Origin of the sequence: Dokdonia sp. R86516 (assembly GCF_044596715.1) — a bacterium.
Taxonomy (GTDB): Bacteria; Bacteroidota; Bacteroidia; order Flavobacteriales; family Flavobacteriaceae; genus Dokdonia.
In genome coordinates, this window is record NZ_CP138998.1 from 1298828 (window position 1) to 1311412 (window position 12585).

Genomic DNA, 12585 nt, shown 5'->3' on the forward strand with positions numbered 1-12585 from the left:
CCTCATCAATTTTAATAAATTGAATAATTAATCTACAACTTATGGCTCAACAAGACGATCATTTTAAAAAAGTAATATCTCACGCAAAGGAATACGGCTACATCTTTGGTAGTAGTGAGATTTATGATGGCCTAAGTGCTGTCTATGACTACGGTCAAAACGGCGTTGAGCTTAAGAAAAATATACGCGACTATTGGTGGAAAAGCATGGTGCAGATGAACCAAAATATTGTAGGTCTAGATGCTGCAATATTTATGCATCCTACTACATGGAAAGCGTCTGGTCACGTGGATGCATTTTCTGATCCGCTTATAGATAATAAAGATTCAAAAAAGCGTTACCGTGCAGATGTACTCGTTGAAGACTATGCAGAAAAGCTCAATCAAAAAGCCGAAAAGGAAATAGCTAAGGCTGCAAAACGTTTTGGAGAAAGCTTTGATAGAGCGCAATATGAAGCGACAAATCCTAGAGTTATGGGATATCGTGAGAAGCAAAAAAGCGCTACCGCAAGACTTGCACAATATCTAACCGAAGAAGATTTGCCAGCAGTAAAAGCACTTATAGAAGAGCTGGGAATAGGATGTCCTGAGTCTGGATCAAAAAACTGGACAGATGTGCGCCAGTTTAACTTGATGTTTGGAACAAAGCTAGGAGCCTCTGCAGAGACGGCAACAGATTTGTACTTACGTCCAGAAACTGCGCAAGGTATTTTTGTAAACTATTTAAACGTCCAGAAAACAGGGCGTATGAAAATTCCTTTTGGAATTGCACAAACAGGTAAAGCATTTAGAAACGAGATTGTTGCACGTCAGTTTATATTTCGTATGCGAGAATTTGAACAAATGGAAATGCAATTTTTTGTGCGTCCAGGAGAAGAAATGAAGTGGTACGAGCACTGGAAAGAAACTCGTTTAAAATGGCATAAATCGTTAGGACTTGGAGAAGAGAATTACCGTTTTCACGACCATGAGAAGCTTGCGCACTATGCAAACGCAGCAACAGATATAGAATTCAACTTTCCATTTGGCTTTAAGGAGCTTGAGGGTATACATTCTAGAACAGACTTCGATCTTAAAGCACATGAAGAGCATTCTGGAAAGAAATTGCAATTTTTTGACCCAGAGCTTAATGAGAGTTATGTGCCTTATGTGGTAGAAACATCAATAGGGCTAGATAGAATGTTTCTAGCAGTATTTTCTGCTTCACTTCAAGATGAAGAATTAGAAAACGGAACTTCAAGAGTAGTATTGAAATTACCAGCAATTTTAGCTCCTGTAAAAGCAGCTATTTTACCACTAGTTAAAAAAGATGGGCTCCCAGAAGTAGCACAAAAGATCATCGATGATTTAAAATACGATTATCGTGTAGCATATGATGAGAAGGATGCAGTAGGTCGTCGTTATAGACGTCAAGATGCGGCTGGAACTCCACTTTGTATCACCGTTGATCATGATACACTAGAAGACAATATGGTTACAGTAAGAGATAGAGATACAATGGAGCAACAACGTGTTTTAATCACAGATTTACCTGATATTCTCAATAAGAAAGTGAATTTTAGACATTGGATAGCTTAAAGCTAATTGTCGATAATTGTTATAAACACCCATTTCATGGGTGTTTTTTTATGCTTTAGGTTGAGATTTTTGTATTTTTAATATCTTTTTAACAAGCAAACCACTAAAAAACTACATTATGAAACAAATCTACTCACTGCTGGTCGCAGCTTTCTTAGCCTTTAGCTTCGGGGTGTCTGCTCAGCAAACTAATAGAGCCAGTAAAAGTGGGCTACTTTCTGCTCCTGTTGTAATACCTAGTATTGCAGATCAAATTAAAGCAGGGACACTTATATATGCAGATGATACACCAAAATTAGGTCGTGCCAAGGGCATAGGATCTCCAAATGTTGTTCCAGGTAAGGGTTCTGTAGGTAATGATCCTCTCGTAAACGCACAACGTAGTCAAGAGGTTAGCATGACACAAACAAGATCACCTCTCACTACATTTGTAGCAGATGTATCTTCTTTTACACCTTCTGACCCTACAGGTGCGGCGGGACCTAACCACTATATAGCTGCATGGAATGTAGGTTTCAAAATATTCAATAAGGACGGAACAGATGCTACTCCAGAAATGGATTTAAGCACTTTGTTTCCTGGAAATTCAACGGGAGATCCAATTGTTTTCTTTGATGCAAACGTAGATAATGGTGCAGGCATACCTAGAGGAAGGTACGTTATTACAGAATTCCGTAATGGAGGAGCGCCTGGAGGTAATGGATTTGATGTAGCAATATCTGCGGGTCCCGATCCTGTGAATGACCCATGGTATATTTATGAAGCACAATTTAATGCAGGAGCTTTCCCTGATTACACAAAATTTTCTGTATTTGGTGAATCTTACGTAGTTACGGCAAATATAAACTCAACTACAGAGCAAGTTTTCCTACTCGAGCGTAATAAAATGTTAAACGATGAAGCGGCTCAGTTTGTAGCTTTTGGACTTCCTGGAATTGAAAGAAATGGTTTTTATAGCCCACAAGGATTTCATACTACGGGAGATGAGAGCGCTCCAGCAGGTACTCCAGTTCCTGTAGTTTATCTTCAAGATGACGCATGGGGAGGAGTCGATGATGACCATCTTAAAGTATGGGAAGCTACTATAGATTGGGCAGATGCTGCAAATGCAAGTATAGAACTGGCTCAAGAAATCACAACAGCAGATTTTGTAAGTGTTTTTGATGGAGGATCATTCTCAAATATTCCACAAGGAGGTGGAGGTCCAGATGTAGATGCATTGCAAGCTACGATGATGAACCAAGTACAATATAGACGTTTTCCTACCTACAATACAGTTGTAATGAATTTTGTAGTTGATGTGTTAGACCCAGGAGAAAAGGCAGGAATAAGATGGTATGAGCTAAGACAAGATGGAGATGGGCAACCATGGTCTATATATCAAGAAGGTACTTATGTCACTCCAGGAAAGCGTAACGCATATCAAGGAAGTATGGCGATGGATTCTCAAGGAAATATTGCTTTAGGCTACATTTCATCATCAGATGAAGATCGTATAGCAATGAATTATACTGGTCGTTTTGATGGGGATCCATTAGGAGTAATGACAGTATATGAACAAGAACTTTTTAGAAGTACAGCAGCGTCTCCTAGTGATAGATTTGCGGATTATGTGCACTTAACTCTTGATCCAGAGAACGAGTCGTTTTGGTTTATTACAGAGCAGTTCGATCCAACGCGTAGAGATGTGGTTGCTAATTTTACACTAGACGCAGCCCAGCCAGATGACCTTAGTGTTTTTAGTATTGTAACTCCTGTAGGAGAAGGAGAATACACAGGTGATGAGGATATTATTGTAACTATAAGAAATTACGGATCAAATGCAATCACAAATCCAACTGTGCAATACACCGTAAATGGTGGAGCAGCAGTAGTAGAAACTTTTACAGGAACTATAGAGCCAGGGCTAAGTGCCGAATTTACGTTTGCTCAAGGTGCAGACCTTTCTGAGCCAGGTAACTATACACTTGATGTATCTACTTTGTTGAGTAATGATAGCAATGTTGATAATGATTCATTGGTGTGTGTAGCAACAAATACTGTGGGACTAGCATGTCAACCCGATGGAGATTGTGAAGGCTTTGGTGACGGAGTGACTACCATTACATTAGCAAATCAAAATGCATTAGTAACAAATTGTACGTCTACAGGATATAGTGATGATTCAGGGATTGAATTTGCATTTGACAGTCCAGAGTCATTATCTGGAATTCTGCAAGTTGGCTTTACGGACTCTGCATTTGCAATTTGGATTGATATAAATGATGATGCAACCTTTAGCGAAGACGAGCTTGTTTCTTCTGGACAAGTTCCAACGGCAGATACTGATTTTGCATTTTCAATTGACGTTACAAGTTTTGATATGGCACAGCTTACTGCAGGGCCATTGACTATGCGTGTGAGAGGAGAAGATGAAAGTGGTGCTGGTGATGTTAATAATCCTTGTGAGGATCTTCAATATGGAAGAACTAATGATTATACGGCAACATTTACCCCAGAAGTACTCGCGGTAGAGAATAACGTGTTTTTAGAAACTTCTTTAAATATAACTAGCACAGATAATAAATACTTTGCTATAAATGTGAATACACCATTTGAGGGAAGAGCTGCCATTTCTGTTTTTAATACTCTTGGACAAAGACTTGCCCACAATAATCTTGATAAAAAAGGTAATGGTTATACATATGATTTAGACATGTCATATGTTGCAGCTGGCGTTTATATCGTTCAGTTTACAGATATAGACGGTGGGTCTAAATTAGTAGAGAAGATAGTCGTTAGATAAATAATCAATACGGCTAAGACATAAGCTGTAAGTATCCATTAAATAAAAAAAGCTCAACAGGGAATTTCTTGTTGAGCTTTCTTTTTGTAGAAAAGGTAAGTACATTCTCAATCTACATGTTCATCTTCATTTCTGTAATCCCTACAGGGCTAGCTTTATCGCATCTACTCATGCGACGTTGTGGAGTGTACTTAAACCAAACAGTGGCGCCATTCTGCATAAAGTCTTTATCGATAGTCATAGGGTCTAGATGACGGCCATCTTCAAGCTTAATTGTCCACTCGCAATCGCCTTCTGCTTTAGACTGTACAATAGTTCCCGAAGTGTATCCTTTAGTGTCAAAATCCATAAGTGCTGTTTTAGTGTCTTCTATAGCAACCGGCTTTTGCCCACAGCAAGAAAAAGCCATGATTCCCACTAGAGACATACCTGTAATGTATAATCTTGTTTTCATATTTAGGTAGTTTTTGTTTCCTTAAAGGTCGTTAAAATTTAGAAGAAAGCCTTAATCTGAATGTTACCTGTATGGATAGTTCGTGTTTCTTCACTTTTACGACCAAAATAAGAGACGTTCAAATCTAAAAATTTAGTTATCCTCTTCTGTGCAATTGCATTCCAAGTAAAGTTTGTTCCTGGTTGTAGCCCTTCTAGAATCTGATATGCAACTGGACTAAATGCGCTTCCGCGAAAATCGTTATTGATATACTTAAACTCCCCAGTTAATGATACTTTTTCTAAATCTGCTAGTGCAAATGAGATACCAAGATTCTGTTGGTCAAGTTGTTCTTGCTCTCCAGTCGTGTTGTTTTTATTTTGATATTCATAAAACAGTGAGACCCTCGATTGTTTGCCAAAGAGATGTGAGAGCTTAGGATTAACACCAAAGTTATCTATACTAAAATTACGAGAGCTAAAATTCTCTGCGCTACTTTCGGTAGAGCCTAGTTCTCCTCTGGCATTAAAGAGCCAGCTCTCTTTTACTTTGTGTAGAAAGTTGAGTTGATGACTTTGTACTACACTTTCCTGTAATCCTGTAGAAAGAAGAATTTTAGATGTATTTGACAGAAATGAATAGGAGGTAGTATAACGCTGCTTTCCTCTATTAAAAAATAATGTATTTCTAAAGTTGACCGTAGCGCCTATTTCATCGTCATCCTCATTAAATGGGTTCAGGCTAAAATTGTTATCAGTGCGCAATACTCTTTTATCTAAGATATAGCTAGACTGATTGTAAAAGTGGGAAAGAAACTTTTTTATTCCCTTGAGTCCTGACCACTGCCCAGGCTGTAGTGTGAGTTGCTGGCTTAATCTGTTTTGGTGAGTTCTTACAAATACTTGGTTTGGGAGAAGTATTCTCACATAATCTGCTTCATCTTGAAACTGAGCTATCTCAAATTCATCTAGCTCTTGTATGCCATCTCCGTTGTAATCATTCCATGTATGGGTTCCTTGACCTTCGTCTACTTGAATAAAAGTAAATTCTTGCTGAGGTTGGGTGCCGCTATTAGTTTCAAAAACAGTATTAAGTCGGATGATATCATTTGCAAATCGCTGATTATAAAGTAGTCTTGAGTTGAGCGAATTTTCATCTTCTTGTTGATCTTCATAGCTAAGATTACGATAATTTAGAAAGAGCGAGATGTTCGTTTTCTCATTCTTTATCAATTGGGATTTTAAGTAATACGTATTGGAAGTATTTACTCGTGCTATACGATTGAGTCGCACACTATCATTTATACGATATTTATATCCAGCTTCTATATAGATGTTTGTGCTGTCTCCCACACCGGCAAAAGCTTTGTAAGAACTAAATCGCTGACTATTTGCCGTTATAGAGTCATTCCTCTTTGTAATTCTAACATTGTCTTCCATATTAAATGAAGCGCCTATCCATGATTTTTTGAAACCATAAATTGCATTTACGTCTGCTCGTGTAAAGTCTGTATTGAGTTGTACATCATCTGTACTAAGCGTACTTGCATTAATCGCAGTTCTTAAATTGCCAAGTTCCCAGTAGGCATTTAAGCTGTGTCTGTAACCATTATAAGCATCTTGAAAATTTAGATGTTGAAATTGATAGGTAATTGCACCCTGTTTTGCATGAGCATAATTGAGTCCTACCGTAGTAAAATGTTGAGTTCCTAATAAGGTTCCTCCAGCTTGTGCTAGTGAGTTCTCTACATTCCAATCTCGGTTAAATTCTATATTGTAAAGCCCTTCAATACTTCTAAAATCTTCTTGTATAAAATCCCAACTTCCAAAAGCACGAAAGCTAGATAAACTATCCTTTTTATAAAGCAGCTGATTTACGTCTACATGTGCAGCATAACCATTATTGTCGTCATCATCTAGCGTAGAGAATGTATTTGTGTCATTATTACTTCCTGCAGCTTCAAAGTTTATTGTAGTTTTTTCTGAAGGTGTGTAGCTTCCATTTACTACGCCTAATTGTAAGACCGTAGGAGCAAAAAGTTGTACTTGAGGAGCAAAAGAACCTTGCGAAATACCGTTTATAGGGGCGACATATTCAAAAGTACGCTGTAAAGTATTTGTTGTGCTTAAAATGTAGTCTCCTTGGTTTTCTCCTACATTTGTAAAACGTACTTGAAATAGTTCTTCTTCAGGATTAGCGCTAAATTCAAAAACCTCGACTCCATTTACAATAATCTGTCTGTAGAGAATCTTATTTTCATCAAAGGTGTCTGTGATTGCGCTAGGGGCAATCATTTCTTGCATATCATCTCCAGCTTCTTGTAAAATAGCAACTTGTTCGGAGGTGAGATTTTGTTGTAGTGGTTGGTTCTTAGCATCACTTTCTGAGTATACGTGAGCAGATATTTTGAGTTTATCGCTTTCGCGAAAGCTTCCTCCTCCATACGCCAGAAAGCGCGTGTAACGGCGCTCAGAAAATTGATAAGCAACATTAATACGCATCTCACTAGTAATGGGGTAAGTCGCATTAAATCGAATCTCCCCAGCATTATAATCGATAATGTAATCTTCATTTTCTCCACGTGTAAGCGGGATGCCATTTACATAAACGGTCTCACTTCCTGAGACTACGAGTACAAATAGCTCACCATTAGGTCCCGTAAGTTTATAAGGGCCTTGATTTCCTTCTTGCCCTATAAATGTACTTTGTGTAAAAACACCTCGCACTAAAGCTCCAGAAGCATGTAAGTCTGTTTGTTTATCATCTGAGTGATTCAAGGTGCCACCTAGGGATAAGCCTTGGATTTTCTTTGTAAATCTGCCGAAGTAGGTGTCCTTGTTTTCTAGATTGATATCACCAGCTCTTATATTCCAATTGTCAGAAAATAGCTCGATAAACACCTGGTCAAACTCATCCAGGTTTTGAGAGTATCCGCCTTGCTGGCTGGGTATATTTGCATCTTGTATAGAAGCGCGTAAGGTAACGCGCTCACTTAGCTTCCCGCTTATTTGTAAGTCTAGCTCTGAGTTTAAAGTGCTGTTCTGGCTATTACCTACAGCGACTCCTCTCAGTATACTTCCGCTCACGTTAAGGCCAGAAAATGGAGTGACAGTATTTGTTCTCCTGTCCTCACCTAGGCTTATTACCTTATTAAGGCTCCCAGTACTCGTCACAATTTGGCTAGAGTCATACTGTGAGTAAGCACGCGTGAGAAAATCTGGATAAACGTTGTAAGTTACAATGAGAGAATCTGGAAGAGCTTCATTTTTCGCGCTAAGCGTAAGGATACTTTTTCCATAATCAACACTATAAGCTGTACTGTCTATTGTTGTGCCTTGTAGCGTGGTAATTTTAAATAAGGATGGATTTATACTTACAGAGTCTAAAAGTACAGAGTCTCTTACTGCAATTCTTTTGGTACGCGTTTGTTGTGCTAGAACAGCACTTGTGCATAATAATAAAAGAACTGTGTAAAATACGCGCATCAATAGTAAAACTCTAGGCTGAGGTAAATATTACAATGACTCAAAGGTAAACTTTATAAGTTTTTTACGAGGAGTGGAAAAACCTAATTTATAACTTAGCAGTCCAATACAGCATACTATGAAAATTATCTCTTATAACGTAAACGGTATCCGTGCAGCTTTGCGCAAAGATTTTGCCACCTGGTTACAACACACAGATCCAGATGTGGTGCTATTGCAAGAGACAAAAGCAACGCCAGACCAAGTAGACACAGCAGTTTTTGAAAGCCTAGGTTATGAGCATTACTGGTTTAGCGCACAAAAAAAAGGATACAGTGGTGTGGCTATTCTCACGAAGAAAACGCCTAAAAATGTAGTTTATGGAACGGGAATCGAATCCATGGATTTTGAAGGTAGAAACATAAGAGTAGACTTTGATGATGTTTCTGTGATGAGCATGTATTTACCTTCAGGTACAAATAGTGCTCGTTTAGAGCATAAACTTGAATACATGTCGTTATTACAAGATTATGTAAACGAGATCAAGCTGGATGTGCCTAATCTTGTGATAGGTGGCGATTATAATATTTGTCATGAAGCTATCGATATTCATGATCCCGTGCGTAATAAAAACGTGAGTGGCTTTTTACCCGTAGAGCGTGAGTGGATAAGTAATTTTATGGACAGTGGTTTTATAGACTCTTTTCGTCATCTTAACAAGGAGCCAGACAATTATACTTGGTGGAGTTATCGAGCAAATGCGCGAGCAAATAACAAAGGATGGCGCATAGATTATAATATGGTAAGCGAGCCTCTAAGAAATAATATTGAACGAGCTGTGATTCTCTCTGATGCTGTGCACAGTGACCACTGCCCTCATATGGTAGAACTAAAATTATCTTAAAATATATGAATACAATGTTTAAAAAATCTCTTCTCATACTGCTTGCAGTAAGTACACTTGCTTCTTGTGTTCCTGCAAAAAAATTTAAAGATCTTGAAGCAAGCTATAGTAGGCTGCGCAAGGATAACCGTAGCCTTGAGGATAATGTAAAGGACTTAAAAGCCGAGCTCAAGAAAAGGAATGAGATTTATGATAAGGTGTCAAAAGATCTAGCCTCAAGTATGATTAGAGTAGAGGAGTTAGAAGGTGAGTACGCCTCCGCGAAAGCTAATCTAGAACAACTACAAGCAAGTTATAACGCACTAGAATCCAATAGTAGTGCGACTATAGCCGAAAATTCTCAGAAAAACAGACAACTTCTAGCCGAACTAGAGACAAAACAAAACGATCTTGCCGAAAAAACTGCTGCTCTTGAAGCAGAACGTACGCGTCTTGAGAAGTTAGAAAAAGATCTTGCAGATCGATCTGCGAGAGTAGATGAGCTAGAAGGTGTAATTGCAGCAAAAGATGCTACAATGAGAGCGCTTAAAGAATCTATCTCAAAGGCACTTACAGACTTTGAAGGAAAAGGGCTTACCGTAGAGCAGCGTGATGGTAAAGTATATGTATCACTTGAGAATAAACTTTTATTTGATTCTGGTAGCTGGACCGTAGGCGCAAACGGAACAAAGGCTGTAAAGCAACTGGGTAGCGTGCTAGCAGATAATCCAGACATTGCCGTGCTTATCGAGGGACATACAGATAATGTGCCTTACGGAGGTAGCGGAAATCTAGCTGGAAACTGGGACCTCTCTGCAAAAAGAGCAACAGCTATTGTTGAAATTTTACGCACAAACAGAGATATAGACCCCAAGAATCTAACAGCAGCGGGCCGTGGAGAATATGCTCCCGTAGCCGAAAATGACACTGCAGAGAACAAAGCAAAAAATAGGCGTATAGAAGTAATCCTAACGCCTAAACTTGATGAGGTGACTGCTTTACTTAATGATATTGATTAGATAAAACGATAGTTGTATAGTTGTACACGGACGCCATGATTTGCGTCAAATCCAATACTTATGAAATACACAACAATACCAAATACAGATATAAAAGTCTCAAAAATTTGTTTGGGATCAATGACATGGGGGCGCCAGAATACGGAGGCCGAAGGTCATGAGCAAATGGATTATGCACTTACTCAGGGTGTCAACTTTATTGATACTGCAGAGATGTATAGCGTGCCTTTTCAAGAGAAAACGTACGGCGCAACAGAAAAAGTGATAGGAAATTGGCTAGCCAAAAATAAGAATCGAGATCAGATTGTTCTTGCCTCAAAGATTACTGGCCCTAGCCCAACATTTGCTTCTGTAAGAGATAACCTCGGTTTTTCTAAAGAAGCTATAGATGATGCATTGCATAAGAGCTTAAAACGTCTCCAGACGGATTATCTTGATTTATACCAATTACACTGGCCAGAGCGTAACACAAATTTCTTTGGAAAACGAGGGTACACTCACAATCCAGATGAGCAGTGGAATGATAACATTGCAGAGATTCTTGAATCACTAAACACCTATGTCAAGCAAGGAAAAATTAGAAATATAGGACTGTCTAACGAGTCTCCTTTTGGCTTGATGCGTTTTGTAGAGGAAGCTAGAAAAGGCGCTCCAAAGGTTGTCACTGTTCAAAATCCTTATAACCTTCTCAATAGAAAAGATGAGATAGGACTTACAGAAGGATTACATCGCGAGAATGTAGGTTTGCTACCATATTCTCCTCTTGGTTTTGGACAGCTTACAGGAAAATATCTAGACGGATATCCAGAAGATGCGCGTGTGACTTTATTTCCTAATTATAATCGTTACCATAGCGACAATGCATTTGAAGCAACACGTCGTTATAAAAAGATTGCAGATGAGCATGGATTGAGTCTTACACAAATGGCACTTGCGTTTGTGACAGATAGACCTTTTGTGACTGGTAATATTATAGGGGCTACAAGTATGGAGCAACTTAAAGAAAACATCGGTAGTGCAAATATCACACTATCTGAAGAGGTTTTAAAAGCAATAGACGAAGTGCACGCAGCAATACCAAATCCTGCGCCATAATAAAATAGAATTGTAGTATGTAAAAAAGGTGCGCTGTAAAGCGTGCCTTTTTCTTTTCACGCTTTCGCGAAAGCGTAATTATCTACATAAAATCATGTAGATGGAATGGACTTTATAGCCGTTTTATATAGATATCCTTGTAAACTATCATGAGCACGTACATGAAACCAATTGCCTGTTTTTTCTAGCAACAAGACAGTGTCCTTTCTCTTTAATGTGCCAATTTTTTCTGAAGTTGAAGTAGGTGATACGCGCATCGTACCATTGCTCTTAAGAACTCCTAGATTGCTAGATAACGACTCTGTAATAAGAGGTGAATTTGTTTGTTTAATATATGGATATGGGTTTATAGCACCCGTGCGGTTATAAATACCAAAATGTAAATGTGGGGGAGTCGTTCTGGCATTACCAGTATTGCCTACTAAGCCTAAAGTGTCTCCCATTTTCACACGCTGTCCTGTCGTAGCGATAATGCTATCTAGGTGCGCATAATAAAGGGACTGTCCAAAAATACCATCACGTAACCACACCTGCTTACCTCCTAGACCACGATTACCTATGGAGGAGACAATACCATCGGTAATCGCTACGACGGGGGTTCCTCGGGATGCGAAAATATCTACACCCTCATGACTACGCTTGCCACCACTTCTTGAAGCTCCCCAGAAGCTTTGAACGGCCTTGTTGCTTTCTCCACTTACTGGAAAGTTGTATTGTGGTATTGTATATATTTTTAACGCAAAGGATGAGCTTGTGCCTATTTGAGGTTGTACGAGGAGTGTGTATAATCCGGATGCAGTAATTTCGGTAGTGATTTTTCTCTCATTAGGAGCATTGGATAACCTAGGCGTTGAATTCATTATAGAGTCATTCTTCCATGTAAAAAGATCAAGGAATATGGCGGTTGAGTCTACATTGTTTTCAACTTCCGCATGAAAAATCTCACCTGCAGCGAGTGTGAATGTATAGCGGTAAGGAATCAAATTTGTAGAAGAATAAGTGCCTACAGTGGTGTAAGGAAGACCAGAGAGTGCGTTGTGGTCTTTAGGTAGTACTTTTTTTTGATACGCTTTCGCGAAAGCGGAATTCCAAGAGTTGTAAATACTATCATCTTTCTCAAAACCACGAGCGTAAACTTCGCGAGCCGTAGGTTGCGTGATGGCGTCTGTGACTTTTTGAATTTGATTACAACTTACGATGGCAAGAAGTAATAAGGCGTATAGAATCTTTTTAAGCATAGCAGCCAATATGCAGAAAAGGTGCCATGTGCATACAAGAATTAGTCAGATATTGACGCAATTGATGATATGTGAACGTTTTTAAATACTT

At 38.8% G+C, this 12585-nt stretch carries 8 protein-coding genes; 5 read left to right on the top strand and 3 right to left on the bottom strand.

Features of this window, described 5'->3' with window-relative positions; all coding sequences use genetic code 11:
* Positions 1-41 precede the first annotated feature (41 nt).
* Positions 42-1577, top strand: coding sequence for a glycine--tRNA ligase (locus SJY23_RS06020; protein ID WP_396597831.1), 1536 nt, complete (start codon positions 42-44; stop codon positions 1575-1577).
* A gap of 118 nt (positions 1578-1695) precedes the next feature.
* The gene (locus SJY23_RS06025) at positions 1696-4362 is read left to right on the top strand and encodes a GEVED domain-containing protein (protein ID WP_396597832.1); all 2667 of its coding nucleotides are present in this window, start codon (positions 1696-1698) and stop codon (positions 4360-4362) included.
* A gap of 112 nt (positions 4363-4474) precedes the next feature.
* On the opposite strand, the gene SJY23_RS06030 is transcribed toward SJY23_RS06025, so the two are convergent.
* Together SJY23_RS06030 and SJY23_RS06035 are read right to left on the bottom strand one after the other, a co-directional pair.
* Complete coding sequence (locus SJY23_RS06030) at positions 4475-4816, bottom strand: hypothetical protein (RefSeq protein WP_396597833.1); 342 nt, start codon at positions 4814-4816, stop codon at positions 4475-4477.
* Between the two features lie 38 nt (positions 4817-4854).
* The gene (locus tag SJY23_RS06035) at positions 4855-8280 is read right to left on the bottom strand and encodes a hypothetical protein (RefSeq protein WP_396597834.1); all 3426 of its coding nucleotides are present in this window, start codon (positions 8278-8280) and stop codon (positions 4855-4857) included.
* A 118-nt stretch (positions 8281-8398) separates the two neighbouring features.
* Between SJY23_RS06035 and SJY23_RS06040 the strand changes: the two genes are divergently transcribed.
* From SJY23_RS06040 to SJY23_RS06050, 3 genes are read left to right on the top strand one after another with little or no spacing between them, the layout of a single operon-like run.
* Positions 8399-9163 carry an exodeoxyribonuclease III gene (locus SJY23_RS06040; RefSeq protein ID WP_035334829.1) on the top strand — a complete coding sequence of 255 codons (765 nt, stop codon included), beginning with the start codon at positions 8399-8401 and terminating at the stop codon, positions 9161-9163.
* A gap of 14 nt (positions 9164-9177) precedes the next feature.
* On the top strand, positions 9178-10161 hold the full coding sequence (locus SJY23_RS06045) for an OmpA family protein (RefSeq protein ID WP_396597835.1): 984 nt from the start codon (positions 9178-9180) through the stop codon (positions 10159-10161).
* 60 nt (positions 10162-10221) lie between these two features.
* Complete coding sequence (locus SJY23_RS06050) at positions 10222-11256, top strand: aldo/keto reductase (RefSeq protein ID WP_396597836.1); 1035 nt, start codon at positions 10222-10224, stop codon at positions 11254-11256.
* A 92-nt stretch (positions 11257-11348) separates the two neighbouring features.
* Here the strand turns inward: SJY23_RS06050 and SJY23_RS06055 are convergent, their stop codons facing one another.
* Positions 11349-12494, bottom strand: a complete 1146-nt coding sequence (locus SJY23_RS06055) for a peptidoglycan DD-metalloendopeptidase family protein (protein WP_396597837.1) — start codon at positions 12492-12494, stop codon at positions 11349-11351.
* Positions 12495-12585 lie beyond the last annotated feature (91 nt).

Excerpts from the sequence above, each read along its gene's own strand:
- SJY23_RS06020 (WP_396597831.1), top strand. The coding sequence starts at position 42 with ATGGCTCAACAAGACGATCATTTTAAAAAAGTAATATCTCACGCAAAG.
- SJY23_RS06025 (WP_396597832.1), top strand. The coding sequence starts at position 1,696 with ATGAAACAAATCTACTCACTGCTGGTCGCAGCTTTCTTAGCCTTTAGC.
- SJY23_RS06030 (WP_396597833.1), bottom strand. The coding sequence starts at position 4,816 with ATGAAAACAAGATTATACATTACAGGTATGTCTCTAGTGGGAATCATG.
- SJY23_RS06035 (WP_396597834.1), bottom strand. The coding sequence starts at position 8,280 with ATGCGCGTATTTTACACAGTTCTTTTATTATTATGCACAAGTGCTGTT.
- SJY23_RS06040 (WP_035334829.1), top strand. The coding sequence starts at position 8,399 with ATGAAAATTATCTCTTATAACGTAAACGGTATCCGTGCAGCTTTGCGC.
- SJY23_RS06045 (WP_396597835.1), top strand. The coding sequence starts at position 9,178 with ATGTTTAAAAAATCTCTTCTCATACTGCTTGCAGTAAGTACACTTGCT.
- SJY23_RS06050 (WP_396597836.1), top strand. The coding sequence starts at position 10,222 with ATGAAATACACAACAATACCAAATACAGATATAAAAGTCTCAAAAATT.
- SJY23_RS06055 (WP_396597837.1), bottom strand. The coding sequence starts at position 12,494 with ATGCTTAAAAAGATTCTATACGCCTTATTACTTCTTGCCATCGTAAGT.